29 protein-coding genes are annotated in these 24,139 nt (G+C 39.9%); 21 read left to right on the top strand and 8 right to left on the bottom strand.

Annotated elements, in window-relative coordinates; translation table 11 throughout:
- Window positions 1-254 precede the first annotated feature (254 nt).
- Genes tatC through ACHUFV_RS12230 form a run of 4 tightly spaced genes read right to left on the bottom strand, consistent with a single transcriptional unit; the run spans window position 255 to window position 3,501 of the window.
- A complete protein-coding gene (tatC, locus tag ACHUFV_RS12245; RefSeq protein WP_394234438.1) occupies window positions 255-983 on the bottom strand; it encodes a twin-arginine translocase subunit TatC in 729 nt (242 codons plus the stop codon).
- Between the two features lie 51 nt (window positions 984-1,034).
- Window positions 1,035-1,268, bottom strand: coding sequence for a twin-arginine translocase TatA/TatE family subunit (locus ACHUFV_RS12240; RefSeq protein ID WP_394234436.1), 234 nt, complete (start codon window positions 1,266-1,268; stop codon window positions 1,035-1,037).
- A 30-nt stretch (window positions 1,269-1,298) separates the two neighbouring features.
- A complete protein-coding gene (locus ACHUFV_RS12235) occupies window positions 1,299-1,841 on the bottom strand; it encodes a RidA family protein (RefSeq protein ID WP_394234434.1) in 543 nt (180 codons plus the stop codon).
- A gap of 31 nt (window positions 1,842-1,872) precedes the next feature.
- Window positions 1,873-3,501 (bottom strand): FAD-dependent oxidoreductase, encoded by a 1,629-nt coding sequence (locus ACHUFV_RS12230; protein ID WP_394234432.1) that lies wholly within the window; start codon window positions 3,499-3,501, stop codon window positions 1,873-1,875.
- Window positions 3,502-5,195: 1,694 nt separating this feature from the next.
- Here ACHUFV_RS12230 and ACHUFV_RS12225 point away from each other — a divergent pair.
- The 9 genes from ACHUFV_RS12225 to ACHUFV_RS12185 all read left to right on the top strand — a co-directional run bounded on the left by ACHUFV_RS12225 (window position 5,196) and on the right by ACHUFV_RS12185 (window position 10,828).
- Complete coding sequence (locus ACHUFV_RS12225) at window positions 5,196-5,540, top strand: PadR family transcriptional regulator (protein WP_394234430.1); 345 nt, start codon at window positions 5,196-5,198, stop codon at window positions 5,538-5,540.
- Window positions 5,537-5,875 (top strand): DUF1048 domain-containing protein, encoded by a 339-nt coding sequence (locus ACHUFV_RS12220; protein ID WP_394234428.1) that lies wholly within the window; start codon window positions 5,537-5,539, stop codon window positions 5,873-5,875. The genes ACHUFV_RS12225 and ACHUFV_RS12220 overlap by 4 nt, the downstream gene beginning before the upstream one ends.
- A gap of 295 nt (window positions 5,876-6,170) precedes the next feature.
- Window positions 6,171-6,929, top strand: coding sequence for an ABC transporter ATP-binding protein (locus ACHUFV_RS12215; protein WP_394234426.1), 759 nt, complete (start codon window positions 6,171-6,173; stop codon window positions 6,927-6,929).
- Window positions 6,930-7,679, top strand: coding sequence for an ABC transporter permease (locus ACHUFV_RS12210; RefSeq protein WP_394234424.1), 750 nt, complete (start codon window positions 6,930-6,932; stop codon window positions 7,677-7,679).
- Window positions 7,680-7,944: 265 nt separating this feature from the next.
- Window positions 7,945-8,319, top strand: a complete 375-nt coding sequence (locus ACHUFV_RS12205) for a DUF2089 domain-containing protein (RefSeq protein WP_394234423.1) — start codon at window positions 7,945-7,947, stop codon at window positions 8,317-8,319.
- On the top strand, window positions 8,316-8,714 hold the full coding sequence (locus ACHUFV_RS12200; RefSeq protein ID WP_394234421.1) for an SHOCT-like domain-containing protein: 399 nt from the start codon (window positions 8,316-8,318) through the stop codon (window positions 8,712-8,714). Before ACHUFV_RS12205 ends, ACHUFV_RS12200 begins: the two co-directional genes overlap by 4 nt.
- Window positions 8,715-8,717: 3 nt before the next feature.
- Window positions 8,718-8,987, top strand: coding sequence for a hypothetical protein (locus tag ACHUFV_RS12195; RefSeq protein WP_394234419.1), 270 nt, complete (start codon window positions 8,718-8,720; stop codon window positions 8,985-8,987).
- Between the two features lie 159 nt (window positions 8,988-9,146).
- Window positions 9,147-10,076: a GMC family oxidoreductase N-terminal domain-containing protein gene (locus tag ACHUFV_RS12190; RefSeq protein WP_394234417.1), complete on the top strand. Its 930-nt coding sequence runs from the start codon at window positions 9,147-9,149 to the stop codon at window positions 10,074-10,076.
- Window positions 10,077-10,126: 50 nt separating this feature from the next.
- Window positions 10,127-10,828, top strand: a complete 702-nt coding sequence (locus ACHUFV_RS12185; RefSeq protein WP_394234415.1) for a GMC family oxidoreductase — start codon at window positions 10,127-10,129, stop codon at window positions 10,826-10,828.
- 68 nt (window positions 10,829-10,896) lie between these two features.
- On the opposite strand, the gene ACHUFV_RS12180 is transcribed toward ACHUFV_RS12185, so the two are convergent.
- Together ACHUFV_RS12180 and ACHUFV_RS12175 are read right to left on the bottom strand one after the other, a co-directional pair.
- A complete protein-coding gene (locus tag ACHUFV_RS12180; protein ID WP_394234413.1) occupies window positions 10,897-11,475 on the bottom strand; it encodes a TetR/AcrR family transcriptional regulator in 579 nt (192 codons plus the stop codon).
- 4 nt (window positions 11,476-11,479) lie between these two features.
- A complete protein-coding gene (locus tag ACHUFV_RS12175; RefSeq protein ID WP_394234411.1) occupies window positions 11,480-12,202 on the bottom strand; it encodes an MBL fold metallo-hydrolase in 723 nt (240 codons plus the stop codon).
- A 583-nt stretch (window positions 12,203-12,785) separates the two neighbouring features.
- Here ACHUFV_RS12175 and ACHUFV_RS12170 point away from each other — a divergent pair.
- Together ACHUFV_RS12170 and ACHUFV_RS12165 are read left to right on the top strand one after the other, a co-directional pair.
- The gene (locus tag ACHUFV_RS12170) at window positions 12,786-13,577 is read left to right on the top strand and encodes a hypothetical protein (protein WP_394234409.1); all 792 of its coding nucleotides are present in this window, start codon (window positions 12,786-12,788) and stop codon (window positions 13,575-13,577) included.
- On the top strand, window positions 13,574-14,038 hold the full coding sequence (locus ACHUFV_RS12165; protein WP_394234407.1) for a hypothetical protein: 465 nt from the start codon (window positions 13,574-13,576) through the stop codon (window positions 14,036-14,038). The genes ACHUFV_RS12170 and ACHUFV_RS12165 overlap by 4 nt, the downstream gene beginning before the upstream one ends.
- Before the next feature lie 301 nt (window positions 14,039-14,339).
- Here ACHUFV_RS12165 and ACHUFV_RS12160 read toward each other — a convergent pair whose 3' ends face one another.
- Window positions 14,340-15,122, bottom strand: coding sequence for a class I SAM-dependent methyltransferase (locus ACHUFV_RS12160; RefSeq protein ID WP_394234405.1), 783 nt, complete (start codon window positions 15,120-15,122; stop codon window positions 14,340-14,342).
- Window positions 15,123-15,245: 123 nt separating this feature from the next.
- Between ACHUFV_RS12160 and ACHUFV_RS12155 the strand changes: the two genes are divergently transcribed.
- Both ACHUFV_RS12155 and ACHUFV_RS12150 read left to right on the top strand, forming a co-directional pair.
- Window positions 15,246-16,106, top strand: a complete 861-nt coding sequence (locus ACHUFV_RS12155; protein ID WP_394234403.1) for a LysR family transcriptional regulator — start codon at window positions 15,246-15,248, stop codon at window positions 16,104-16,106.
- Between the two features lie 160 nt (window positions 16,107-16,266).
- A complete protein-coding gene (locus tag ACHUFV_RS12150; RefSeq protein ID WP_394234401.1) occupies window positions 16,267-16,485 on the top strand; it encodes a DUF5342 family protein in 219 nt (72 codons plus the stop codon).
- Window positions 16,486-16,575: 90 nt separating this feature from the next.
- On the opposite strand, the gene ACHUFV_RS12145 is transcribed toward ACHUFV_RS12150, so the two are convergent.
- Entirely contained in the window at window positions 16,576-17,553 is a 978-nt protein-coding gene (locus tag ACHUFV_RS12145) for an urea transporter (protein WP_394234399.1), read from the bottom strand.
- Between the two features lie 195 nt (window positions 17,554-17,748).
- Here ACHUFV_RS12145 and ACHUFV_RS12140 point away from each other — a divergent pair, with 195 nt between their 5' ends.
- From ACHUFV_RS12140 to ACHUFV_RS12105, 8 genes are all read left to right on the top strand, one after another.
- Window positions 17,749-18,051, top strand: coding sequence for an urease subunit gamma (locus ACHUFV_RS12140; protein WP_394234397.1), 303 nt, complete (start codon window positions 17,749-17,751; stop codon window positions 18,049-18,051).
- Between the two features lie 21 nt (window positions 18,052-18,072).
- Window positions 18,073-18,396 carry an urease subunit beta gene (locus ACHUFV_RS12135; RefSeq protein ID WP_394234395.1) on the top strand — a complete coding sequence of 108 codons (324 nt, stop codon included), beginning with the start codon at window positions 18,073-18,075 and terminating at the stop codon, window positions 18,394-18,396.
- A complete protein-coding gene (gene ureC, locus ACHUFV_RS12130) occupies window positions 18,393-20,105 on the top strand; it encodes an urease subunit alpha (protein WP_394234393.1) in 1,713 nt (570 codons plus the stop codon). The genes ACHUFV_RS12135 and ureC overlap by 4 nt, the downstream gene beginning before the upstream one ends.
- Before the next feature lie 10 nt (window positions 20,106-20,115).
- The gene (gene ureE, locus ACHUFV_RS12125) at window positions 20,116-20,571 is read left to right on the top strand and encodes an urease accessory protein UreE (RefSeq protein ID WP_394234391.1); all 456 of its coding nucleotides are present in this window, start codon (window positions 20,116-20,118) and stop codon (window positions 20,569-20,571) included.
- Complete coding sequence (locus ACHUFV_RS12120) at window positions 20,564-21,250, top strand: urease accessory protein UreF (protein ID WP_394234389.1); 687 nt, start codon at window positions 20,564-20,566, stop codon at window positions 21,248-21,250. The genes ureE and ACHUFV_RS12120 overlap by 8 nt, the downstream gene beginning before the upstream one ends.
- 18 nt (window positions 21,251-21,268) lie before the next feature.
- Window positions 21,269-21,880 carry an urease accessory protein UreG gene (gene ureG, locus ACHUFV_RS12115; protein ID WP_394234387.1) on the top strand — a complete coding sequence of 204 codons (612 nt, stop codon included), beginning with the start codon at window positions 21,269-21,271 and terminating at the stop codon, window positions 21,878-21,880.
- A gap of 1 nt (window position 21,881) precedes the next feature.
- Window positions 21,882-22,706, top strand: coding sequence for an urease accessory protein UreD (locus ACHUFV_RS12110; protein ID WP_394234385.1), 825 nt, complete (start codon window positions 21,882-21,884; stop codon window positions 22,704-22,706).
- 63 nt (window positions 22,707-22,769) lie between these two features.
- On the top strand, window positions 22,770-23,483 hold the full coding sequence (locus tag ACHUFV_RS12105; RefSeq protein ID WP_394234475.1) for a HoxN/HupN/NixA family nickel/cobalt transporter: 714 nt from the start codon (window positions 22,770-22,772) through the stop codon (window positions 23,481-23,483).
- Window positions 23,484-24,139 lie beyond the last annotated feature (656 nt).

Below are 24,139 nucleotides of genomic sequence, written 5' to 3'. Positions count from 1 at the left end.
TTGTTCTATTAATAGTTTAAAACAAAAAAGACTGTAGGCAAACTCGATTTTAATCGAGGAGTTTGTCTACAGTCTGAACAGACTCTAAAATGAGTCTGTTTTTTTCTTTAATTTAAATGTAACCTCCTAAGAAGGGGATCATGTAAATGGAAACTTACCGATTAACCTGGTAAAGGATGTTTTAAAAGTAGGATGGTAGAAGTAAAGCTTTAATCTTTTCCTAATCAGTTCCATCCCATTGTCTTAACCACATGTTAATTGGCCATTCCCAGCTCTGTTGCTACCTTCTTTTTATAGACGATTTTAGAAATTCCAACACTTAGTTCGTATAGCAGCAGGAGTGGAACAATGACCAAGAAATCGGATACGATATCTGGAGGTGTAATGGCAATCGAAACGACCATGAGAATAAAATAGGAAACTTTCCTTGCTTTTGCCAGCCTCACAGGATTAAGAATTCCGAGCCTTGTTAGCAATAATACGATTAAGGGCATTTCGAACAAAAAGCCGAAGGGTAAACTAATGTGAATCATGAATTTGAAATATCGATCAGCTGTATACATCGTTTCAAATTGACCCGCTGATAGATTGACTAAAAATCCCAATACAAGTGGAAACAAGACAAAATAACCGAAGCCTATGCCGACAATAAATAATAGGAAGAAACCAGGGATCATACGTAATATGATTTTTGACTCTTCTTTCGTCAGTCCGGGAACAATGAACCTCCATGATTGATAGACAAATACAGGGATGGTGGCGGCTATGGCAACGACAGCAGCGAGCATCATATAAAGCCACAAAATATCACTTGGCCCCAAAACGGTTAATTTCCCATCGAAGTCTCGAATAATCCATTGATAAATATCCTGGATAAAGACAAATGCCACCACAAAAAAGATCAGGTATGCGATCAAAACCACAATAATTCGTTTCCGGAGTTCCTCTAAATGTTCAATGAGATTCAGTTCTTTCTGATTCATCCTCATGCCTCCTTAGAAAAAAGGTAGACGGTTTGCCCGTCTACCTCCTGATTAGGATACAACTGATTTTTCTTCCTTCTTTTCAATGGCTATTAATTCTGGCTTCACTTTTTCCTGCTTATGTTCACTTTCATCATCTGAAACCAGCCCCTTCGTTGCATTTTTGAATTCAGCTAACGTATTCCCAAAGGCTCGTCCAATAGCAGGCAATTTAGATGGTCCAAAAATAACAAGGGCGATAATGAGAATGATAATTAAACCGGGTACCCCAATATTTTGTAGCATTAGGATTCACTTCCTTTCTCGTTTCGGTTATTACTTATTCTTATTTTTATAAGCAACCTCAGCTTCAATTTCAATCAGATAATCAGGGCTTACCAGACTTTCCACACCCACTGTAGATCGAGCGGTTTTCACTGGATTTTCTTCAGTATTAAAGAACTGGGCATATGCATCAAACCAGCCTTGATAATCTGGCTTATTTCCTTTGTTTGGATCCGGGGCAACGTAAACACGAAGATAGGTTACATCTTCAAGGGAAAGACCTTTTTGTGCCAAGTCTTCTTCGAATTTCTTTAAAATCCCAATGGCTTGTGTTTTGGTATCCCCATATTTTTCATAGGTTGTGATTCCCTTATTATTTAAAAGGGGAGGGACGGTTCCGCTAAACGATAGTCGGTTGTAATTTTGAGGAACCGCTACCGAACTAGAAATGGATGAAGTCGGTGTGCCAAAAAAGGTGACTTCACTGATTTTAAGCAGGTTAATTCCATTTCCAGCAGAAACCATGGTGGCACCTGCTAGCACACTTATCCCCATAATCGTTGCAGCAATCTTTGTTTTCATATTTTTTTTCATAAAATCATCTCCTTATCCAATTTATTTCGGTTTAGCCCACAGTGGCAGGGGACTTGCCTTCTTTTAACACTTCTTCATGAATTCGGGTCACTGCAATTCGAGCTGATTCAAACGCACCGGCCATCCATCCTGTTAAATAGCTGAGATGTTCTCCAGCTAGGTGGATACGGCCTTGAGGCTCATTTAAAATAGGATAATAGTTTTTAAGATCGGATGAGGAGTATTCAGCCCATCCACCTTGATTATATGGAATTTTATGCCATGCGACAGAAAAGGAGTTTTCAAATTCCTTCTTATATTGTGGGTGTATTTTAGCACCTTGATCTAAAGCACGAGTCTCTCTTTCAGAAAGGGATAGATTACCGTATTTCACAGCATTTTCACCAAAGTTATAATAGCCAATTAACACACCTTTTTGTTTTGTTAAATAGCCGGTAGATGGATACCAAATTTGTGCGATGTCCATATTTGTCGTGGTAATTCCTCCAAGTATACGTTCTTCATTTTCCCAGAATCGATTTTTAAATTGGAAGGCATTTTTCCCCGTTTCTGCATAATGGATACTCTTAATCGCATGTTTCATAGGTTCTGTAAAATCAGCCGGTATATTTTTCAGTACAGGGAGCGGGATGGTACAAATGCAATAATCACCTGTAATTTCCTTTGTTTTTCCATTTGCTTTTGTTTGATAAACAATCCGAACGCCATTCGACGATTGTCTGATTTCTTGAACTTCCACACCAAAAGTGATGACTCCAGGCAGCTGTTTTTCAAGTGCCTTTGGTATTTGATCCATTCCTCCAACCGGCTGGAACATCATCGGCTGCTGTTGGATGCTGTAATCCCCGCTAATGTTATTCATCATTCCTGATTGAAGAAGCTCGCTAAAGTTATAAGGGGTATCGACTTCTCCTGGCTGAAGCCCTCCACCAGGAAATACCTTATAACCCCTGCGATTTGACCCGTTATATGTAAAATCATCTGATAGTCCGCCTTCTCTTTTCAAATAATCTCTTAATCTCTCAATATCTTCTTTTGAAAGCGGGGCATCAAGCGCAGCTTTATCTGCCACTTTTGCTAATAACTCAGATACATACCCGCGAGTATCCGCTTTGATGGTTCCTTTTCGGATTTTGGTATTGGAAAGGGGACCTGCATTTTCTTGATAATAGTAGGTGAATTCATTTGAGTTCGCGAATACTTCCAGTTCAACCCCTAGCTCCCGGCAATAATCAATCGTGATGTGATGCTGGGGAATACGGGCAGGACCGGCATTCATATACTGTCCTTTATCAAATTTAGCAGTTTGCTTCACACCGTCTATTTCTGTTTCCGTTGTACCCCCTCGAACGGTCCAGTTTCGGCCGCCGGTACGATCTCTTGCTTCAAGTATGGTGCAATCATAACCAGCTTTTCTTAATTCATAGGCTGCCGTCATTCCAGCGATACCTGCACCTAAAATGATAATTTTTTTGCCATTTTTATTGGCCATCTTTAAATCACTTTTCTTCGGTGCATTGAATTCTTGGGCACTTGCTAAAGAGTGACCTAATAAACCAAAGGAATCCAATGCTCCCCAAACGGCCATCGTACCACCGACTTTTCCAGCATAGTTAAGAAAATCTCTTCTAGTAATCACTTTACTTTGATTATTTTCCATTAGACATCACCCCTGGTTCAAAATTAAATCTAGTATCACAACAAGTTTTCTTCGATTCATGCTGTGTTAAATAGATTCACAAGGTGATTATAGTTTGGAAATCTCCCATTCGTCTCAAATTATGTAAGGAAATATAACATTTGAGGTAAAATTTGAAAAATTGAAAGAATAGGTTATTTTTTCATAGTTTTAGATACAACAGAAAGGATGATAGGAAACTAAAAGACTATAACAAGAAGTTGTATTCTAACCGATTTGGCAGGTCTTTATAAGGGGATTGTGAAAAAAACGTTACTCATTTATGGGGAAAAGGGCTGTAAAAGGCAGTATGTCAAATGGAGTAGTAGTGATGGCAGGATACTTTATATAAGAAGCTGAATCTAGAGCTTATACCATATGGATTTAAGTGATTTCTACCGTAGATACTTGATCATTTTCAATCGCTATTTTACCGGTAAAATTCAGGATAAAGGAACTGAATGGGGGGCTTGCCTGTTATTTTGACAGCTTTTGATAGGTTGTCCAAGTCAAAAGAAGTTTGTAAAACTCTCTTACAAAGACTAAAAAAGGGTAGAATAATACCAAGAGCATTTTAGGGATTATCAATACAGGAATTGGATTATAAACCCTGACAATATCGTTATTCATCTAAAGGGTTAGTGAAATTTAATATTATTAAAAAAGAGATGCCCCTAATCAAGAAACATCTCTTAGTACCTATTCTTTAAATTTTAACAATCTTATTGCGTTTAAGATTACAATTAGGGCAGCACCTGTATCACTTAATACAGCCATCCAAAGTGTAAGCAAACCTGGGAAGATTATAGCTAATGCTTTTTTATTTACGAACCATGAATGATGAACGAAACAATTTACTTAAGCATAAAGAACGCTAATCGATATGATTAACGTTCTATACATTGATGGAAGGGATCACGCAGGTTGAGGATTTCTGGTGATCCAGTAATAGATTTTAAAAAAAGGATCTCTTATTATGAATGCCCAACGCTGTTAAAGTAAGACAGAACGATAGGATAACAAAGGTCAGGCGCAGTGTTTTAATATAGAGTTGGAGTTGGAGGGGAACAATGGTAGGAAACAATATCTCTTAAAGCAACCGAATAATGATTCCATCTAACGCCGAAAAACCTATATCCATAAACTCTTGACTCCCCTACAGTCGTCAAATAAAACCAGAAATTATCTCCGTTTCTAAGCCACAAATACGTGAACGATACAGACAATGTTGAATACCCCAGGGATTCTGGGTATAGGGAGACATTTGTTGCATAGATTCCATCATTCAAGGTTCACTCCTTTTTGAAATTAGCCTTTTTTTTCCAGTTTATGCTGTTGGTCAAAGGTTGGGATGGGTCCTAGATAGTTTAAGAAAAAGAATAGCAGCAACGGCTGTATCGGCAAGCTGCAATCCCTTCTTACGTGACGGGGGTGTAAGTTGAGGATGCATTGAATTGGTGAGCCTGTTTTCTTATTCAAGTAACGGGCGATTTCCGTTATTACCAAGGTGTTTTTTCTATTTTTGGGCTTTTTTGACGAAAGATTTAATTGACAATTGATGCTATTTAGTAATACTATATACTAGTAATAAGTAATACTGAATATATGTAACACAAAATACCTGTGTTACTGAGTACTGAAATAATGATAAGGAAAATATAAATGGAGGTAATCTATTGGAAAATATCACTGAAATGCTGAAAGGAGTGCTTGAGGGTTGTGTGCTTGAAATCATCAGCCGTGGCGAAACGTACGGCTATGAAATTACGCAACAGCTGCGTGAACTTGGCTTCATTGATGTGGTTGAAGGCACAGTTTACACCATTACAATGCGGCTTGAGAAAAACAATCTGGTGGAAATCGAGAAGAAGCCGTCCACGATGGGGCCGCCGAGGAAATTTTACACACTCAACACAGCAGGTCAAGAACAGCTTGAAATGTTTTGGCAAAAATGGGATTTCGTCTCAAGTAAAATTAACGAGCTTAAAACGAAAAGAATAGGAAAAGGGGAGATACGATGAGTATTTTTGAAAAACTGATTGGCAGTCTAGAAGATAAGCGGGAATGGAAGGCGATGGAAGCTCGTGCGAAGGCACTTCCAAGTGAGTATAGCAATGCTTACAATGCTATCAAAAAATATTTGTGGACTTCTGGTGGTCCCTCCGATTGGAAGGAGAGTGTTCGTATCTTTGGCGGCATTCTTGACCTTTTCGAGGAAGGTGCAGCGGATGGCAAGAAAGTCACTGACCTTACGGGCAAGGACGTGGCTGCTTTCTGTGATGAGTTAGTGAAGGATTCGAAAACGTGGATGGATAAATACCGCGCTAAATTGAACGATACGATTGGTCGTGAATAAAAACGAAGGACTAGTGGCTATTCGTCTAGCCTCGACACTATCGACACAGGCCGTTACTTGTGAGGATTCTCTTCATTTGCGGATGAACTAATGGCAAGCGCGATAACCTATGTCGAACTGTATTGAGAAGATCCTATTGAAAATAAGTTAATTCCTCTACTGAATAGCTGGTAACAAATGTCACCTTAAACTATTCAGTTATATTTTTAGTTCAGTAGTAAGTAATACTGAATATCGGTCAGACTTATTAGGGGAGTTTAGACAGTCTAGCGCATTTTATAAGGAGGAAAAAGGGATGAGCAATGTAGCGATTTCTGTAAAAGGGTTAAAAAAGTCCTTTAAAGAGAAAGTCTTAAAGGGGGTGGATTTTGAAGTAAGGCGCGGAGAAATTTTCGCACTGCTGGGTTCAAATGGAGCAGGCAAGACGACGATCGTTAACATCCTCTCTACACTGATGAAGTTCGATGAAGGCGAAGTAACTATTTGCGGCTTCGACGTCCTGCTCCAACCTGATCATGTTCGTCAAAGCATCAGTCTGACTGGGCAATTCGCCGCATTAGACGGCATGCTAACAGGAAGAGAGAACCTGATGATGATTGCTAAGCTGCGAGGAGTTTCCAATCCCTCTCAAGTTGCAGACGATCTGCTTGCAAGATTCCGCCTGAAGGATGCAGCCAACCGCAGGGCGGACCAATATTCCGGGGGAATGAAGCGCAGGCTTGACATTGCGATGAGCCTGATTGGGGCACCAGCTGTTATTTTTCTAGACGAACCGACCACCGGACTTGATCCCGAAGCGCGAATTGAAGTCTGGAAAACCGTTAAGGAGCTTGCTGGTGAGGGTACGACCATCTTGCTGACGACCCAGTACCTGGAGGAAGCAGAACAACTTGCGGATACTATCGCCATCCTGCATGGCGGAAGGATTATTACGACTGGTACCCTAACCGAACTTAAAAAGATGTTTCCGCCAGCGAAGGTGGAGTACATCGAGAAGCAGCCGACATTGGAGGAAATTTTCCTCGCAATTATCGGCAAAAAGGAGGAGAAATAAATGAAAGGTCAAACAGGAGTATTATTGGGCCGTTTAATACGCAGCATCATGCGCAGTCCGGATACGATTATCACGGTGGCCATTACGCCGATTATGATGATGCTGCTCTTTGTCTACGTATTTGGTGGTGCAATAGAGACAGGCACAGACAACTACGTCAATTATTTATTGCCGGGAATCCTGCTGATGGCTATCGCATCCGGTGTTGCATACACTTCCTTGCGGCTGTTTACAGATGTAAAGAGCGGACTGATGGCGCGTTTCATGACCATGCCCATCAAGCGTTCATCGATATTGTGGGCTCATGTGTTGACCTCGCTTGTTTCCAATGCGCTTACTATTGTGGTGGTTATCCTGGTCGCGTTTCTAATGGGCTTTCATCCCAGTGCTGATTTTTTGGATTGGCTCGCGGTAGCTGGGATACTCGGACTGTTTATGCTAGCCCTTACATGGTTGGCGGTTATTCCAGGATTGAGAGCGGGGTCTATGGAGGGGGCGACGGCTTACTCGTACCCATTGATTTTTCTGCCGTTTATCAGTTCGGCCTTTGTTCCAACTGAAACCATGCCAAAGCTTGTCCGTGCGTTTGCTGAGAACCAGCCTGTGACTTCAATCGTTAATGCAATTCGTGCTTTCCTATATGAAGGGTCTGTTGGCAACGATATTTGGGTCGCTCTTTCCTGGTGCGTCAGCATTATGTTCATCGCTTATTTCATCGCCTGTAAAGAATTTAAACGCAAGTTTGGGTAAAGTAGCTTTTATAGTATTAGTCAAGTCAATCGCCCTACTGTTCCGATAAATGAATATGCTCCACATATGTAGGAGTCCTTTATCACACAGACTCTCCAATGTGTCTGTTAGTTACTGTATCCTACATTTCATTAAATTAATTTATTTAATGTTGTAATTAACTTATTTAATTAATATATAAAATTTAATAAATAATATTAAATATTTATTTTAAAATTTAAATTTGTGGTGTATGATGTGATTAAAAGAAAGAAAGGAGAACAGTATGGCGTATCCTTTACTTACTAATTGTCCTGTTTGCAGGAAGTCGCTTACCATTACGAGGCTGCAGTGTAACCATTGCCAAACAACGGTAGAAAATGAATTTGAAGTTTCAGGACTGGCAGCTCTCGGAAAGGAACAGCTGCATTTTATTGAGATTTTCCTTAAATGCCGCGGCAATATCAAAGAGGTCGAGAAGGAGCTTGGCATTTCCTATCCAACTGTTAGAGGGAAATTAGATGAAATTATCACGGCTCTGGGATACACCTCTCAAAAGAAACCGGAAGTGGATAAGAAAAAAATTGTATCGTTATTGGAAAAAGGTGAAATTACGGCAGAGAAAGCCATTCAGCTAATAAAAGAGGGGGAAGAGTCATGAAGGATGAAATTTCGCGAGTCTTAACACTGGTAGAGGAAGGAAAGATTGATAAGGAAAAAGCAGTAGAACTCATTAATCTTCTACAAGGTAAAGATCTGCCAGAGCCTGTGGAGCTTGAAGGGGAAAATAAAGATGTCCCATATGGAAATAAAATGTTAAAGATTCGTGTCACCTCCCAAGAAGGCGATAATGTTAATGTGAATTTACCGATTAATCTAGTAAAGGTCGTTTTAAAGGTAGGGACAAATATTGCGGAGAAAATACCTGAGGCCGAAAAATATGTAAAAGATATTAACATAGATCTGCTGATTGAAGCCATTGAAAATGAATTGGACGGACAGCTTGTTGACATCACCTCTGCCAACGGTGATAAAGTATTCGTGGTTATTGAGTAAATCATGTTAAAGGTGAAGCTGAAGATAAAAGGTAAGCGATTTTCCATTCCCGTTCCCTACGCGGTTTTACATTTAGGTAGTTACATCCTGACATCAAAAAGGATCACTACCTTACTAAATAAAGCAATCGAAAAGGATGGCAGCAAATTCATCTTTCCAGAAATTGAAAGAAAAGAGTTGAAGCCATTGCTCCAGGGGCTTTCGATGTACCGTGGATTAATCCTTGTCCAAACTAAATTAAAGGATGGAACTGAGGTAGAAGTGAGGCTTTAAAGGCGGAAAAGGTGCCAGGCACCATCCATTTTCTGGATGGTGCCTGGCACCTTTTTTGATTGGGAAAAGTGCACGAAAGGGCTCTAAATCATATATATATTGAGTGTTTAGAATTCAAAGATTTTAGATATGAAAACAAGTCTAGAGAGGAGTATACGTGTGTCAAAACAATATACTTTTGATTTTATCGTGATTGGGGCTGGAACTGCTGGAGGGGTGATAGCGAAAGAATTATCGGATGACAAAAGGACCTCTGTACTGGTCCTTGAACCAGGAACAAATATGGTTGAAGAGTTAAGCAGCCCTTCTGGTGCAGTGTCCGGTATTTTAGCCACTGATAACAGGCATTCATTTAATATTATGACAAATGCAGAACCGAATATTGGAAATCAGCAGCTTCGAGTATCAAGCGGCAGAGCGATTGGGGGAAGCTCTGAGCATAATGCGATGTATGTTGTACGGGGAAGCAGTGTGCTTTATGATGAGTGGGCAAGTCTCGTTGGGCCCCAATGGAGCTACGACAATGTGAGCTCATTATTCATTAAGAATGAAACGTATACAGGAAAGACACAAGAAGCGGAAGAGCGAGGACGAAAAGGTCCCATTTTTGTAAGACAACAAACGATTCCTAAGGATGGGCTTACCGTAACATTAGCTAGAGCAACATCAGATGTCTTACAGATTCCTATTGTTGAAGACTATAATACAGGGATAAGAGATTGCACATTTTACAAATCGCAGTTTTTAAATAAAGAAGTAAATGGACAGTTGGTTCGTTCATCTACGGCAACAGGGTATCTAAATGAAAAGATTGTTACACAAGGGAATGAATTCAGCCCTTATGAAGTTGGAGTCGACAAAAGAAAGTTAATCATTTTGGCAAAAACAACAGTAAATAAAATTCTATTTGAAGAGGATGGATGCTGTCAGGTTGCAGTGGGCGTTACATTTGTAAGAAACGGCAAATCAAAGGTGGCCTATGCCAAAAAAGGCATCATTATTTGTGCAGGTAATTTTCCTCCGTTATTTTACAACGTTCTGGAATTGGAAATCCGGATGATCTTGATAGAGCAGGCATTGAAACATTAATTGACAGTCCAAATGTAGGGCATAACTTTCAATCTCATTTTACAGTTGGGTTGGGAGTAGAAGTAGAAACACAACGAATTTTAGACCTCATGTCTGCTGACCCAAGTAATCCATTTCCACTGGGCGCTTTTAAAGGTGAAGGTAGAAAGGGAGGACGCCGTTTGCAATTATATGGCTCTCCGACACCTTCGTTTGTTCCAACCTCAGAGGTATTGGAAAATCATTGGGGATTTGATGGTGCAAAGAAGAGCAATATCATGAGCATTGGTATTTTTGATCTTAACCCTTCAAGCAGAGGGTCGATCACTGCTGCTCATAGCGATCCTGAGGCCTATCCTACCATTGACCTTAATCCGTTAGGGGACCCTGATGACATGGATTTCATGGTGGAACAGTATTTGGAAACGTATCGTATTATGAAAAGAGCCCGTGAACTGGATCCTGAGGGCATCTACAAGGTCGTCTACCCGCCTGAAAATGTTTTTAAAATAAAGAATAAAGAAGAACAGCGAACACAATTAGAAGGTTATGTCAGAGCTTCTTATCGTAATCTCGCTCACTTTGGAGGACAATGCAGGATGGCCGGAAGTATTCGAGATGGCGTTACAGATGGATTTCTGAATGCCTTTGGTACCAGAAATCTAAAAGTAGCTGATCTTTCCATTTCTCCTATTTTGCCAGATGGCAATACTTCTATGCCATCCCAAATGATTGGGCTAAATGCAGTTCAATTTATTCGTGATGAAATCTAATATAAAGGCATAAAGGTGCCAGGCACCATCCATTTTTCTGGATGGTGCCTGGCACCTTTAATGCACCTTTAATTGGTGGGTTCTTTAATGGCTTGGATCCCTGCAAGGAACGTATTGATAATAAAATGCAGTGTCACATCGAGGTCAAGCGGCAGACCGAATCCTCCTTTTTGTTCAATCGATGCGAAACCGTGAAGAATGCTTCGAAATCCTCGAACCGCATGAAGGACCTCATCATCCTCTAGTCCATATGCATTTATCACACGAACAACAAGATCAATTAATTTTGATGACATCTGTTGATATTCTTTATCTCCTGGATCTGGAGCACGAAGAGTTGCCTCATATAATCCGGGATGATTGCGTGCAAATGTAACGTACGCCTCTCCAATTGCATATACAGCTTCGTCTTTGGCTCTGCCAAAAGCAGCATGGGTGATGACATCGGTAAGTTCTTTCAGTCCGTAAATGGCCAATTTATTACGCAAATCATCTAAACCTTTCACATGGTTGTAAATCGAAGGGGAGCGAATCCCTAATTTATTTGCAAGCATTGCCAATGTCACATGATCCAGTCCATGCGAATCAGCAAGTTCAGCTGAATTTTGTAAAAGCATATTTATATCCAAACCTACTCTTGGTGACATACTATTAGCTCCTTTTGCTTTTATTCAGTAGTTGTTCTGCTTCGGAAATCGCTTTTTCCATCATCTCTACCGGATCTTTCAACATTCTTCCATGTCCAGCGGCTAGTAACGTAGGATTGTGTGTAAGCAATCTATGAGCGCTTTTTAGAGCGGCTTCTTTATTCCAAGTGGCCATAGCAGGGAATGGGAAAAGGGGCTGTAACTTACCAGAAACCGCGATACCACCTCTCGTCTGAAGAGCGTCTCCGGCGATTAGTGACCCGTTTCGTGTGTCAAGAAATGCCATTGAACCCGGAGTATGACCAGGTGTTGCAATAGCCAATAATGATCCAATCCGATCGTTGTCCTGAAGTAATATATCTGGTTTCGTTTTTATGTTTTTTGGAATACCTCCTCGAATGGGGGAATTGGGCTCATTATCGTTAAGTGAGAGGTCTCCAGCCATTATCTTTGCATCTCGTTTGGAGATGTAGACAGGAACTTTAGGCAATACCTCTTTAAGTGCATCAAGCGCTCCAACATGATCAGCATGCGCATGGGTGAGTACAATCTGTGTAATCGGCTTTCCAATCCTCTTAGCTGCATCTACTATCCCTTTTACACTGTAGGGTAATGCAGCATCAATCAGCGTCAATCCATCATCTTCCTCTACGAAATAACAATTAACAGGAAATAGCCTGGGCATAAATGATAGTTGAACAATTGTATTTTCACGAATGATTCTCATATAAAATCCCCCTTTCGGAGCTTTGAATTTACATAAAACTAATAATGTTAGTTTTATTTTAACTAATGTTATTAGTTTTTACAATGCAATATTATGAAAATTTAAATATTTATCAAGAGCTACTTCAGTTTTCACTTTATTAACATATCCTTTCTTAGGAGACTTCCCATTTATGGACCATGGGGACAGGTTCGTTGGCGCAGGAATACAGCTAATTTACTCAACAATCAGGTTGGTGTAGTTGAAGAGTGGCATTTAAATGGTCTTCAACAATAGGGCCTCATTGTGGTGCAGTGCCTAACTATCAAAGTATATTAAGTATTGTTTAGGGAATGATACCAACATCCTTGAATAGTTGTTTAAAGAAGGCTGTTGGTAGTATGGGCATAGGTATATGTACTTTGCTCGGATTAATCCTATACACATTTACTATAAACATAAAATCAATTTAAGATTGCTGAATAGCATTTTCTTCTTTATAAAAGGAGATCATTCGGCCTTGAATTTCCCCTATGTGTTTGGCTATATATAAAAACTCTGAGTCCCTCGATTTGTGAAAAATTCCCTTAGGAGCTGTGATAGTTTGGAACATCAGGCGGCTACAAAAAATGTTCGTCGATACAATCATTATACCTCCGTCTTAAACGTAAACTGTATCCATTTACGAAACCCGTGGGTAACGGTCTGGTGGTCTGCTGCTTTTCCTGGGTTTGGACATTTACATTTAGGACTTTATTTAAAGGGGTTTATTCTCTTTTTCTGGGAAATCATTATAAATACACAATCAAAAATTAATCTGGCAATCGTGTACTCTTTCACAGGGAAGATGGAACAGGCGAAGGAAGTCCTTGATACTAGATTGTTGATTATTTATCTTCCCGTTTATATTTTTTGTATTTGGGATAGTTATCGATTAACAGTCGATTTAAATAATCACTATCATTTAGCAAAAAGAGAACGTGCTGCCATCGTTCCATTCAGAATGAATGCATGGGGAATTAATCTGATCAATAAAAGGAAGCCAGCAGTAGCTTTAGTATGGTCCTTACTATATCCAGGCCTAGGCAGCTTATATATTCATCGACTTCCATCTGGTTTTTTTGCCATTACATGGACTGCAACGATTATTTACTTTTCTCATTTTCTAGATGCTGTCAACTATACGCTTATGGGCAAATTCCAGCAGGCAACTCAGATTCTTGACCCGCAATGGAGCTTATTTTTACCTTCTATCTATTGTTTTGCTGTATATGAATCCTATATTCTTGCTGTGGAATATAACAAGGTTTACAAGCTGGAACAAAAACAGTATTTAGAAAAAAAATATCAACAGACAAAAAGGATACTTTTACATTCAAAGGATTGTGAAAAATGAAGGAAATGCAAGTGATTTCATCTTTTGAATATTCCACATCATTGGAAATGGCCATTACTCAATTAGAGGAAATAGGGATTTTAACAGAAGACATTGTGATTGTTCCCCTTGAAAATACCACTGGGGAGAAGAAATTATTTGATACGATCCATCGATCAGATGGACTAAGCTTATTCGATTTAGCAGCCGTATTGGCAACGGTATTCTCTGTCTTAGGCACTTCTTATGGGTTTATGTGGAAATGGGGACCAATTATTTGGGGACTCATTGGGTTAGCGTTTGGTGCTATTTTAGGATTTATCATTGACTACTTATTGACAAAGAAACGTATCGCTAAAAAGAAGGCGCTTAATACTGAGGTGATCTTAATTATCAAATGCAAAGAGTCTGAATTCCAATGGGTCAGGAACATCTTGTCTGAAAACTTAGCTTTTGGTATTGGGAAATTGATGGACGTTTGAAGTTACTTTCCTTGATGGTTAAAAAATAAACGGAAGAATTTCGCTTAAATTAGGAAATACCCATATTTCCTTAAAAATAAAAGGAGTTTTTCCGTTTATATGATTAAATACTTCTAATTTTTGTCTTATTTCAATAGGTTATCGGAATATCTCCGCTTATTACTGCTTTTTACGCATCCTTTTTTACAATAGACGGAAATTCTCCGCCTCTGAACTCACAGAAACCATAATGGCCTAATACTTTGTTGTTTCTTTAAAGGGAAAAAGGGACCATTTGATCCCAGTCACCTTTATTTCCGCATTATTTTTTCATCCCCATCACACGTATTCGTTTATAATCAGCTGTCCAGCTATTGGTTTCCTGATTAAATAACGTGCCCTTCAATCGTTGCTCCACATCCGTGATTATTTGCTGTGTAACTGTCTCTGATATCCCTTCAAATAAACTGCTTCCAAACATTTCAATCCAATTTCTTAATCCGTTTTCTCCCTCTAAAATGGTCAGTCTTTCGAAAAGCTGGGCGAAGACAACCTCAAAGCCTGTCTCTTCCATTAAGCCTGTGTATTCTCCAATGCTTGGGTAATACCAAGGAAAGTGCTCCATATCATATTCAAATCCATTTCTTTTTATTCCAAGGATGATTTCATCTGTGATGGTTTTGACATTACCTTTCCCGCCAAACTCGGCGACAAATCTTCCGCCATGCTTTAATCCGTTAAAAATACCCATTAATGCTTGTTTTGGAGGCTTTACCCAGTGAAGTGTGGCGTTTGAAAAAACAGCATCAAATTCCTGTTTGTAATCAAGACGTAGGGCATCTTGAACGAAAAATTGGATATTAGGGTATTTGTTTCGAGCAGAAGTGATCATATTCTCTGATTGATCCACACCGGTTACACTGGCACCAAGGTCAGATATTTTTTCCGCCAAATCACCTGTTCCGCAGCCAAGGTCAAGAATGCTCTCATCTTTTTGCGGTGCAAGCAGCTCAATTAAATTCGATCCAAGTGCTGAGACAAATGCATGCTTGTTGTCATATAGGTTTGCATTCCAAGGATCAATTATTCGGTGGTTATCTGTCATTTTCGTTCCCTCCTCAATTATTTTTCATCCTGCTGTTACTTTTCATTATATTTGTTAACCCTTATAATGAGAAATAACAATAAATACAATAATTAATAACGAAATGTAATTAAGGGGGATTTCATGGATATAAGATGGCTCAAAACCTTTCTGATTGCCGCTGAGTATGAGAATTTCCGAATGGCCTCGGAAGAGCTTTTTTTAACGCAGCCTGCGATAACCAAGCATATCAAAAGACTTGAGGGGCATCTCGGAACAGAATTATTTCATCGGATCGGAAAAACAGTAGCTCTGACACCGGCAGGTTATAAATTCTTTCCCGTTGCTAAAGGCATACTAGATAACTATGAACAGGGGATGGGTGAGTTTGAAGCATGGAAGCAGGGATATAATCGAAAGCTGGTCATTGCTGCTGCACCACAAATTGCCTCCTCCTTTCTTCCTTCACTGCTTCGACGGTTTATTGATACATATCCTGATATAGAAGTGACCATAAACATTGTGAACTCCTATGAAATAGGGGAGGAAATCAGCTTATCAAAAGCGGATATTGGATTAACTAGAATTCTGCCTGTGCAAACAACGATCAAAAGTGAGATTGTGCATGAGGAACCTGTTGTATTCGTTGCCCCAAATGAAGGAACCGGGGAGCCTTCCGAAAAAGCCATGCTGCAAAAATACCGGCTGATTACCTATAACCATCCGGACTACTGGGACCGTCTTTTAATGGATGTGAAAAGGCAATATCCCAAAGTGAAAACGATGACCGTGAATCAAGTAGAAGTAACAAAGAAATTCATTGAGGAAGGGCTAGGGATTTCCTATTTACCCTTAACGATGGTAGAGGATGAGCTAAACAAAAAGAACATGATTCAAATTAAGCCAGATAAAATCCTGCCGCCACAATCCTTAACGTATTTGATCACAAAAGTAGAAACGTTTGAAGCACGTACGTTTATTCAATTTTTAAAAGAAGTGATCTAGGCAAACGTTAGGCTTGTGGAAAATAACACTCACTTCATCAGATAGCAGACAAAGAACCCACAATCAATCCCATATGTTCAATACATCAATATACTACGGTTATTTTTATAAAAAGAGAACATAATTAGAAAAGTAAAAATAACTTTTTAGGGGTGTTTTCATGTCCGACAATATGGACGTCAAAAAATTGTTTGAGGATCAAGTACATGAACGTCATCATTTTAAGGTAACTATTAAAGGTGAAGAATATTCTGGTATTTATCATAAGGGAGAGGTTCAATGGTTTAATCCTCAACCAAGAAATATTCACGAGGATGAACATATTGATGAAGTTGAATCATCCATCCATGAATCATTGAGCAATAACATAGAACAATAACTCATTATCATTATTCAAGAATCCGTAAAACAACAAAAAAATGAGAGACATGATCAATAGCCATGTCTCTCATTTTTTATAAAAATCATCCTATAAGTTAGGCATTATTTTTCTTGCGCTTAGAACCAACCAAGTGCATAGCACAAATGGCATGGTTAAGGCAGGAAGCCCATAGGGTAAAAGAAAGGTGCTAAGTCCTGCCGTGATTGGCACGGTTAAGCAGGCAGCAAGGATTCCTGATAAGAGAGCAAATCGATTAGGTTCCCCCTTAAAAACGGAGGATACGGCTATTATCGTTAAGATTGCATTATACCCATAAAGTCCCAAACCAATTAACGTATGCTCCCCTCCTAAAAAATAAGCAACGAATAGAGCGAGGACACTGCCAACGACTGAATACGTTCCTAGCTTAATCCCTGCAAAAAATACAGCAATAAAAATGAGGATTCCTGGAATCAGGTTATCTAGAAAAAATACCTGTCCGATTCCATCCAATATTCCATTTAATAGATTAATTTCTCCTCCTATATTTAGTTTCCAATGTGTTAAATCCTGTGGTACTAGGTCGGAACTCAACCGAATCCCGTTTAATTTGTAAGTAGAAAGAAGGATAAACCATGTCAAAATAATATAAGGAAAGGTAAGGGTGGGTATTTCTGTTCTTTTCATCATATGATTCATGGTCGCTGTAAAAACGGCGGCAATGGCTGCTCCGGCCAAAGCAATGATCCACCTATACGGACCACTCAAAAATAAAACCAGTGCCATCCCTGTTAACACAGAATTATATCCTAGTAAACCCTGATTGATGCTCTGTCCATCCGCCCCTCCCGCTTTCGCCACTAACGTACCAATGATGGCAGATAAAAGTGTAATGATGCCTAAATAGTAGGATTCAATCGTGATCGCTATCAGGATAAGAAGCCCGCTGATTGCATTTTCAATCAAGATGACTTGAGAGATCCCTTTAAGCGATGCGGTAAATAAATGGACAAACTCTCCATTCTTTACTGATGGTAATGAATTGACAAACTCTCCATCCTTTAATGTTTGTTGGTCTGTTCCCATAATGAGCTCCTTTAGCCAAAGTTTGTTTAATTATCAAACTATTACATAAAATACATTCCCCAAGTGGAACCTCATTTATGATAAAAAAATGCTTGGTTTTGCCGTATACCATTGATTAGAAAATTTGTATTTGGTCATGCTTTATATGGTGAGATTATTACATTAAAGTTATCCAAAATAGTAGGAGGATTACCTATGCAATTATTACCACGTGAGATAGATAAGCTCATGATTGTGGTTGCCGCAGACCTTGCAAAACGACGGAAAGAAAGAGGGTTAAAATTAAACTACCCAGAAGCGGTTGCTATTATAACCTATGAGGTTTTAGAAGGGGCACGGGATGGGAAAACAGTTGCCGAATTGATGGAATATGGAACGACTATTTTGTCGCGTGAAGATGTGATGGAAGGAATTCCAGAAATGCTTGATGATATTCAGGTAGAAGCAACCTTTCCTGATGGAACGAAGCTAGTCACTGTACATAGTCCAGTCAAATAACAATCGATAGGAGATAGGTAAATGGAACCGGGACAATTATTTTTGAAAGAGGAAGACATCATTTGTAATGAAGGAAGAACGGTTCATAAACTAACTGTAACCAATACAGGTGACCGTCCAGTTCAGGTAGGTTCACATTTTCATTTTTACGAAGTGAATGAAGCCCTTCAATTCAATCGAGAGGATGCATACGGAAAACGCCTAAACATTCCTGCTGGGGCTGCTGTTCGTTTCGAGCCTGGTGATGAGAAGGAAATTGAATTAGTTCCTTTTGCTGGTGAACGTCGTGTGTATGGATTTAATAATAAAGTGGACGGTTCATTAGAAAAGGGGGCTAACCGATGAGTTTCAAGATGTCGAGAAAACAGTACGCTCAAATGTATGGTCCAACGACAGGGGATTCGATTCGTCTAGCAGATACGGACATTATCATTCAAGTAGAGAAGGACTACACCTCATATGGTGATGAGGTGGTATTCGGCGGCGGAAAGGTAATCCGTGATGGCATGGGGCAGCACCCTTTAATTACGAGAGGCGAGGGAATGGCGGATGTCGTGATTACAAATGCGATCATCTTAGATTACACGGGTATTTATAAAGCGGACATTGGCATTCGTGACGGGAAAATTGCCGGAATTGGAAAGGCCGGCAACCCGCTAGTCATGGATAAGGTGGATATTATCATTGGCGCAGGCACAGAAATTATCGCAGGTGAAGGGATGATTGTGACTGCCGGAGGAATTGACACACATGTTCACTTTATTAATCCGGAACAGGTGAGAACCGCGCTAGCTTCAGGTCTTACTACCGTCATTGGAGGAGGAACAGGTCCTGCTGCTGGTTCAAAAGCAACAACCGTTACTCCAGGTGAATGGCATATGCATCGCATGCTTGAAGCGGCTGAAGGATTGCCGATTAACGTTGGGTTTACAGGAAAAGGACAAGCGGCTTCGAAGGAACCTCTTGAAGAACAGGTTCGTGCCGGTGCCATTGGATTGAAGGTTCATGAAGACTGGGGAGCCACGCCATCAGCTATCGACCATGCACTAAGTGTAGCGGAAGAGTACGATGTCCAGGTTGCCCTGCATGCAGATACCTTAAATGAAGCTGGTTTTGTAGAGAATACAATGGCAGCACTGAAGGATCGTGTCATTCACATGTACCATACGGAAGGTGCAGGCGGCGGTCATGCCCCCGATTTAATTAAATCTGCCGGATACATGAATGTCCTGCCATCCTCTACGAATCCGACATTACCTTATACGGTTAATACCATTGACGAGCATTTAGATATGCTAATGGTGTGTCATCACTTAAATCCATCGATTCCTGAAGACCTGGCTTTCGCCGATTCACGGATTAGACGTGAAACCATCGCGGCAGAGGATATTCTTCAAGATATGGGTGTTTTTAGCATGGTGAGCTCGGACGCACAAGCAATGGGCCGGATTGGGGAAGTCATTTTACGTGCATGGCAAACAGCTGACAAAATGAAAAAACAAAGAGGCATTTTGCAAGGTGACCGTGAACTTTCTGATAATAACCGGGCCAAGCGTTTTGTGGCTAAATATACGATTAATCCTGCGATCACACATGGAATTTCAGAATACGTTGGGTCGGTTGAAGTCGGGAAAATTGCCGATCTCGTCATTTGGAATCCAGCCTTTTTCGGTGTAAAGCCTGAAATGGTCATTAAAAGCGGCTTTGTAGTAGAAGGGTTAATGGGAGATGCGAATGCATCTATTCCAACACCACAGCCGGTTATTTCTCGTCCGATGTATGGTCAGTATGGAAAAGCTCTTTCTAGTACAAACATTACCTTCATTTCTCAAACTGCTTTTGACAACAACGTACATGAAAAGCTTGGCTTGCAAAAAATCATTCTTCCGGTTCGCGGCATTCGGAAATTAACGAAGAAGGATATGAAATTGAATTCCGAAACTCCTGAAATTACGGTTGACCCGCAAACCTATGAGGTAAAAGTAAACGGAGAATTAATTACATGTGACCCGGTTGACTGGGTACCAATGGGACAACGATATTTCCTATTTTGAGGTGAGGATAATGATAGTTGAACAAATCGTAACAAATATGGAAGAAATGGAAAAAGAAGAAATTATTAGACGCCATGTTGAAAAAGTGTATCTGGAAAGCGCTCATTTAGTGAAACGGATCCAACGGGTAACAACGGATCATGGGAAGGAAATTGGTATCCGTTTAAAGCAACCTCGGGATCTAATGGCTGGGGATGTTCTCTTTATGGATGAAAAAAATTTAATCGTGGTGGATGTTCTCTCAGATGACTTATTAGTGATCCAGCCGCGCAGCTTGAAGGAGATGGGAACGATTGCTCATCAATTAGGGAATCGTCACCTGCCAGCTCAATTCGAGGATAACGATATGCTTGTTCAGTATGATTATCTTGTAGAAGAATTACTTCAAGAACTGCAAATTCCTTTCAAACGGGAAGAAAGAAAGGTAAAACAGGCATTTCGCCATATTGGACATAGTCATGAATAAAAATATGCTATCGCTATTCCAGCTATGCGATTCAAACTTCCCTACAGGAGCCTTTAGTCATTCGTATGGTCTTGAGAGCTATATTCAAGAGGATAAAGTGCATGATCAAGCCACTTTTTCACAATGGCTCCATGCGTATGTAAAGGAGCAGCTCGTCTATTCAGATGGGCTTGCTTCCCGCTTAGTATATGAAGCACTGGAGGAAAAAAATCTAGCAAAAGTGTGGAAATTAGACCGCATGCTGACGGTTCAAAATTTACCGCGTGAAACGCGAGAGGGCACTCAAAGAATGGGTGAACGGATGCTAAACCTCGTGCAATCACTTTATGATTTTCCGATTCTTTCAGCATATCGGGAGCGAATCAAAAATAAACAATCCTTCGGTCACCCAGCGATTGTTTTTACAATGGTAGGCCATCATTTAGAGGTTCCCATGTCAACGACTATTTTGTATTATTTGTATTCTACCGTCTCTAGTCTTGTGCAAAATGCGGTTCGGGCGATTCCATTAGGGCAAACCGCGGGGCAGAAGACGATTCAGGAATTTCATGATGCTTTACTAGAAGCAACAGAAAAAATTCAAGGGCTAGAAGAAGAGGATTTTGGAATTGTTTCACCTGGCCTAGAATTATATCAAATGATACATGAACGTGTGAATATTCGTATTTTTATGTCATAAGAAAAGGAAGTGTTTGTGATGGATCCAATTAAGATTGGTGTTGGAGGACCTGTTGGGGCAGGGAAAACCATGTTAGTGGAAAAATTAACGCGTCATTTACAGGATGAAATCAGTATGGCCGTTGTGACAAATGACATTTATACAAAAGAAGATGCGAAATTCTTAATGAATAATGGGGTGCTTCCGGCAGATCGCATTATTGGTGTCGAAACAGGCGGATGCCCGCATACGGCTATCCGTGAAGATGCCTCGATGAATTTTGCCGCCATTGATGAATTAAAGGCAAAGCATCCAGATGTTGAGCTTATTTTTGTGGAAAGCGGCGGAGATAACCTGGCAGCTACGTTCAGCCCGGAGCTTGTTGACTTTTCCATCTATATTATCGACGTGGCCCAAGGGGAAAAAATCCCCCGTAAAGGCGGACAAGGAATGATCAAATCGGATCTATTTATCATTAATAAAACCGATTTAGCACCACACGTTGGGGCAAGTCTGGATGTAATGGAATCCGATACAAAGGTATTCCGAGGCGAAAAACCGTTTGTCTTTACCAATTTAAAGGATCATACAGGGCTTGATGAAGTGATTGACTGGATTAAGAAGGATGCACTCTTAAAAGGATTGGCGTAAGATGAAGGATTGGACAGGCGTTTTGCGTTTAGGTGCAGAAGAGAGAAATGGGAAGACCGTGGCAAAGAATGTGTATTTTCAAGGGGCATTTAAGGTGATGCGTCCCATCTATCATGATGAATCCGGTCAAGCCTGTTATTATCTTTTAAACCCTGGCGGAGGCTATTTAGACGGTGACCGCTATCAGATGAAGGTAGTATTAGAAAAACAAGCGAAGCTCACGTTGACGACTCAAGGGGCAACAAAAATCTATAAGACACCACAGAAGCATGCCTATCAAGAGGTAGAATTTCATTTGAAGGATGGCAGCTATTTAGAATATATTCCCGACCCACTAATTGGTTATCAAGATGCACGATACAAGCAAAAAACGGTAATACATATGGAAAAAGGCTGTACCCTGCTCTACTCAGATATTATTACCTCGGGATGGTCACCGAATGGTGAAAAATTCAGCTACGATGTGCTTCAGCTTTTAAATGAAATCTATATGGAAGATGAACTGGTGGTATATGATCATATCAAATTAAATCCAGCAAATCAGGGGATGAATAGCCTAGGGGTAATGGAAGGCTTTTCCCATTTGGGTTCGATGATTGTTATACATGAGAGTATCAATCATGAGTTTCTTGATCGTTTATACCAGACGACATCTACTTATTCAAAGCAATGTAAAATAGGGATATCCTTACTTCCAATCCCAGGGTTTACGGTACGTGTATTTGCCAATACGACACAAAACATTGAGAGAATATTTTCGGACTTCCATCATATGATTAGTCAAGAATGTTTTAATAAGAAACCGAGCTTTTTAAGAAAATATTAGTGGTAGGACCCAGCGATTAGGTTAATTGCTGGGTTTTAACAAGAAGTGGGGGGAGAAATCATGATGGAGGTTACCTTTTTCTCAATTTTAGCTCTGGGTTTTATATTAGGAATCAAGCATGCGATAGAACCAGATCACGTCATTGCCGTATCCACGATCGCTAGTAAAAGCAAAAAGCTATGGCATTCTTCGTTGGCAGGTGTATTCTGGGGAATCGGTCATACGCTAACCTTATTTATTGTCGGGATTATTGTCATTCTGATGAAAGGCGAAATTCCAGAGAAGCTGGCGATGTCGTTAGAATTTTTAGTAGGAATAATGCTTGTTTATCTTGGTGTGAAAACGATCATTTCCTTTAAAAATGTCCATGTCCATCAACATCAGCATGATGGGGAGCTCCATAAACATGTTCATTCCCATCAAAATAGCGGCGAGCATGATCATCAGCACGAGCATAAAAAGGCATCCTATGTAAAATCCATGTTGATTGGCTTAGTACATGGTCTTGCAGGAAGCGGTGCAATGGTTCTATTAACCATGAGTACCGTTAAAAACGTAGGGGAAGCTGCCATTTATATCTTTATTTTTGGAGCGGGAACCGTTATTGGGATGCTTTTCTTTACAACCATTATTGGCATTCCTTTTGTGTTAAGTAAAAAGCGTGGGAATATAAGCGGTACATTAGGAATAGCAACCGGAGTCATTAGTACCATTTTTGGTCTATATTATATGTATAATTTAGGTGTTAACGAAGGCTTGTTTGCTCTTTTTATATAAAAATAGAATACATATTGCATCTAAAAGCGTAGGAGCTGAGATTTCTATTCGTAGTGAAGCTCAGTATTTTGGTTAGCTGACGATGGCAGTATTGTTTGTAAGATTAGTATTTTTATAGTCTTTAGAGACAATGGCTAGTAGATACAGAGGCTAATTACCAGTGTTTGATGTGGTAATTAGCCTTTTATTTTTTAAAACAAAGAGTTTATTTCAAGCGCATAGCCAATGCCCTAAAAAATGGGAAGCTGCCGGTCATGATAAAATACATAATTTGTAAATGAGAAACGAAAACTATAGATAAAAATATATACAGGTGGATAAACATGAGGAAAAAACAATTGATGAGATGGAAGCATATCGCCTTAATGCTGCTGGTAGTAGGATTAAATGTTGGTGGTAAGACTTGGCGCGACATTCCTAAGCATTATAAAACGTTATGCTATGTCATGATCGTACATACGTTGTATTACAAATTGTGTAAAAGGCATCTGGTTTGGGATTTTACACCCTTGAATTTCAATTGGACAATCTTGCGTACAATTCACATTTTGATTGTGACTCCATTGCTTGTCCTTTTATTTCTTTCAAAACTTCCAAACACCTTGTACAAGAGGATGTGTTATCTAGTTAAATGGGTTATATACTCAAGTGGGGTT

This window comes from Niallia oryzisoli (assembly GCF_043641075.1).
Taxonomy (GTDB): Bacteria; Bacillota; Bacilli; order Bacillales; family Cytobacillaceae; genus Bacillus_BD; species Bacillus_BD oryzisoli_A.
Note: the sequence above shows the minus strand (reverse complement) of the source record. Positions and strands in the feature narration are given on the sequence as shown.